Origin of the sequence: Mesorhizobium sp. M8A.F.Ca.ET.021.01.1.1 (assembly GCF_003998025.1) — a bacterium.
Taxonomy (GTDB): Bacteria; Pseudomonadota; Alphaproteobacteria; order Rhizobiales; family Rhizobiaceae; genus Mesorhizobium.
Genome location: NZ_RZSJ01000678.1, coordinates 1 through 3,082, shown reverse-complemented (window position 1 = coordinate 3,082; position 3,082 = coordinate 1). Strand labels below are relative to the sequence as shown.

At 65.6% G+C, this 3,082-nt stretch carries 4 protein-coding genes; 1 reads left to right on the top strand and 3 read right to left on the bottom strand.

Annotation, left to right across the window (positions count from 1 at the left end):
* Positions 1-317 precede the first annotated feature (317 nt).
* The 3 genes from EOA36_RS32050 to EOA36_RS32040 all read right to left on the bottom strand — a co-directional run bounded on the left by EOA36_RS32050 (position 318) and on the right by EOA36_RS32040 (position 2,405).
* Positions 318-1,100 carry an SH3 domain-containing protein gene (locus EOA36_RS32050; RefSeq protein ID WP_127280847.1) on the bottom strand — a complete coding sequence of 261 codons (783 nt, stop codon included), beginning with the start codon at positions 1,098-1,100 and terminating at the stop codon, positions 318-320.
* A gap of 105 nt (positions 1,101-1,205) precedes the next feature.
* Positions 1,206-1,982, bottom strand: a complete 777-nt coding sequence (locus tag EOA36_RS32045) for a metallophosphoesterase family protein (RefSeq protein WP_127280846.1) — start codon at positions 1,980-1,982, stop codon at positions 1,206-1,208.
* Between the two features lie 66 nt (positions 1,983-2,048).
* On the bottom strand, positions 2,049-2,405 hold the full coding sequence (locus EOA36_RS32040) for a helix-turn-helix transcriptional regulator (protein ID WP_127280845.1): 357 nt from the start codon (positions 2,403-2,405) through the stop codon (positions 2,049-2,051).
* A 196-nt stretch (positions 2,406-2,601) separates the two neighbouring features.
* Between EOA36_RS32040 and EOA36_RS32035 the strand changes: the two genes are divergently transcribed.
* Positions 2,602-3,082, top strand: a 481-nt coding sequence (locus tag EOA36_RS32035) for an MFS transporter (protein ID WP_145969420.1), incomplete at its 3' end; no start/stop codon positions are given.

The following is a 3,082-nucleotide window of genomic DNA, read 5'->3' as shown; positions in this document are numbered from 1 at the left end:
AACAAACCGTAGCCGCTCGTCCATGATCCCAGTTTCTCGCCAAACCATCGCCGGTCCTCCCGGCGGACAAGAAAACTGTCACCCATGCTATCGGTCCATTCTGTTACCTATCTATCCGGTTCGGACACCGGGACCTTCTCCCCGTATAGTGACGGGGAGAGGGGCGCTATCCCTGGTGGTTTCGCCAACCTCCGACGTTGCAAAAAAGCGCGGCTTTGCGGACGGCTTCTTTCTCCCCGTCTACGGGGAGAAATGTCCGGCAGGGCGATGAGGGGCAGCGCAAACCCCGGCAATTGAGCAGCCATTGCAAAAGCCGCCTAATCCCCCAGCACCACCGTATCCATGATCTCGAAGCGCTCGGACACACCAATGCGGATCATGTTGAGTTTGCCTTCCCTGGTGAAGCGGAAGTCGCTGCCGGCGTCCGAGCTTGCCGGCAGGCCGGCATCGAAGGAGATGACGCGGCTGCCGCCATCGGGCCAGGTCACGGTCACGTCGGCCTTGTCCGTGCCCTTGCGCGTCACGTTCGCCGCGCAGAGCGCCATGGGCTGTCCAACGTAGCGGGCGCAGGGAATTTGCAGGGTTCCGTCCGCCGCCAGCGCCAGGCCATAGGCATCCTGCATGGCGATCTCCGCCGCGGATTTCGGCTTGGTTTCGGGGCTGGCCGGCTGGGTCGTGCTGCCCAGCCGAGCGGTCAGGTCGGGTGCATCTGGCGTCGCGCCGGTACCTCCTTCGGCGGGCGCGACGGCAGACGTATCCGCGGCCTGGTCGGGCACCGTCGCCGGATTGAGGGGAACGAGATAGCGTGCTGGCGTCCAGCCGGTTGCCTTGGGATTGTCCGATTCGATCTTGCACCAGGGGTGGCCGTCAATGTCGTTGCAGCCGAGGTTTCGGACGCTCGCACCGGCGGCCAGGCGGGCCTCGGTCTTGCCGATCGGCGATGGCTTGGCGCGGACATTGAGCAGGTCGTCGGGAGCGAGCCCGGTGACAACGGAGATGAACGGCGCCTCCTCGGCGACAGCCGGCCACGCCGCCATCATCAGCGGAGCGGCAATCAGCGCATGCAAACTTTGTCGGAGCGTAATCGTGCGCCTCATCATTTGGCCGTGCGCCGTACTCAAATCACCCTGCCGCGGCGGTCTCGCCGCATGCCCGGCCGGTTTTATAAGGGACGACGCGCCGCCATGTAAGTCGGAAAATTCAGGCTAACCATGGTGCTGGGCGGCTTCCGGCATGAAGCCGGTGCGCAGGCCGTGCGCCCATTCGGCGCGTCCCGCCTGTTCGGCCTGACGCGCCGCCGCCTCGTGGTCGTAGTCCACCGCGATCATCTCGAAACGATCCTGCCGACCGGCGTCGCCCAAGGTGACGATCCCGTAGCGGGCGTGCGGCGAGCCCTGTTCGGAGACATGCGCCGGAGGCGTGTCGTCGTCATAGGCAGGGCAGCCGATGCTGCCCGGATTGAAGATGACTGGGCCATTCGGGATGCGGATCAATTCCGCCCGGTGGCTGTGGCCGCAGAGCGCGATGCGGCAGGCCGGGTCGAGTGCCTTCAACCGGCGCCGGATCGCCGCCAGCGGCGCGCGCACCAAATGGCCATCGGTCACGGTATCGAGCAGATATTTCTCGTCATGGTCGGGGCGGGCATGGAAGGCGATGACGCCAGGCGCGATCTCAAGGGTCAGCGGTTGGGCGAACAGCGCATCGCGCTGCGCCTGCGTCAGTCGCTCCTGCGCATAGACGTCGGACGCCCACATGGTTTCGTCGGGGGGATCGGCGGCGACGCGGCGGTCATGGTTGCCGCGCACCGTCGGCAAGTTGAGCGCTTGCAGCCGCTCCATCGTCTCGCGCGGCCACAGCGGCCCCGAAACGCAGTCGCCGAGATTGACGGTGAGGTCGGTGCCGCCGCGCCGCGCCAGGTCCTCGAGCACGGCGTCCAGTGCGAGAACGTTGCCGTGGATGTCGGCGAGGACGGCTATGCGCATGAGGAGGTTCCCGGTGGGTGGCAGGACCTGGTCTCCTCACCCCGCTTCGCGACTGAGAGGAAAAGTTCAGGCCGGCATTTCCAAATCATGGCCGCCGACCGCGGGCAGGGCGGTGTCGTCCGCGGCCGCGGCGATGACACTGTCGAGCAGGCCGGGGAAGCGGGCGTCGAGATCGGCCCGGCGGAGCGTGATCATGCGGTTGGTGCCGACCACCTCGGCGCGGGTGACGCCCGCCTCGCGCAGTTTGGCGAGGTGGTAGCTGAGATTGGTCTTGGAGGCGAGGTCGAGGAAGCGGCTGCAGTTCAGTGGCAGGCCTTCCTTGCTGGCCAGATAGCGCACGATGGCGAGCCGCGTCGGGTCGCCGAGCACGCCGAGCACGATGGGCAGGCTGATCTGGTCCGTATTGGGGTGTGGCAAGGTCATGGCAGGAACCTAAGCACAGTGCGGGCCGATTTCAACGCGTCGATCCTGCTCGGCCCATACACACTGTTTCTCCTTTCGCGTGACCGTCCTGACACAGGGCTGTCAGCATGGTTCAGCTATTTTGCCCTGGCTTCATTGACATCATGGCCTGTTATGTCCAATTGTTCAATAACTTTTGAACTAAGGACGCATCCCCATGGACAAGAGAATCTTCTGGCTGGCGCTTGGATCGTTCGCGATTTCGACCGAAGGCTTCGTCATATCAAGCCTTCTGCCCGACATCGCCAGGGATGCCGGCATCTCCGTGCCGCTCGCCGGCTCGCTGATCACCGCCTTCGCGCTTGCCTACGCGATCGGCACGCCGATCCTGGCAACGCTGACCGGCGAATGGGACCGGCGCCGCGTCATCCTGTGGACGCTGGTGTTCTTCGTCATCGGCAATGTCGTCGCCGCCCTGAGTTCGTCCTTCGAAGTGCTTCTCGTCGCGCGCATCATCATGGCGCTGTCGTCGGGCCTGTTCGCGGCGACCGCGCAAGGCACGGCGGTAGCGTTGGTCGATGACCATCACCGGGCCCGCGCCATTGCCGTCGTCGTCGGCGGCACCACGGTGGCGGTCGCCGTCGGCGCGCCGCTTGGCGCGCTGGTCGCGGCCATCGCCGGCTGGCGCGGCACTTTCT